Origin of the sequence: Mesorhizobium sp. M1A.T.Ca.IN.004.03.1.1 (genome assembly GCF_003997555.1) — a bacterium.
In the GTDB taxonomy this organism is placed as follows: domain Bacteria; phylum Pseudomonadota; class Alphaproteobacteria; order Rhizobiales; family Rhizobiaceae; genus Mesorhizobium.
This window is the reverse complement of the sequence record NZ_RZTV01001163.1, coordinates 1-232: the sequence shown is the minus strand read 5'-3', so window position 1 is coordinate 232 and position 232 is coordinate 1. Positions and strand designations below refer to the sequence as shown.

1 pseudogene is annotated in these 232 nt (G+C 62.9%); it reads right to left on the bottom strand.

Annotated features, from left to right (window positions below):
• Positions 1–232, bottom strand: a pseudogene (locus EOD29_RS35340) (SEL1-like repeat protein); the annotation flags it as partial.

The window sequence follows — 232 nt, the reverse complement described above, 5'->3', positions numbered from 1 at the left end:
TTCGCCTTGGAGATGTCGCGTTCGACGCCGTTGCCCTTCTCATACATGCTGCCGAGCCGGTATTGTGCCGGCGCAAAACCCTTGTCGGCCGAAAGCTGGTACCAGCCTGCGGCCTGTTTCTGATCGACGGTCATGCCGTTGCGGCCGTCCGAATAGCGTGCGCCGATCTCGAACAGCGCCAGGGAGTCGCCGCCCTGTGCCGCATCGGCAAGTGATTTCGGCTGCACGGTGT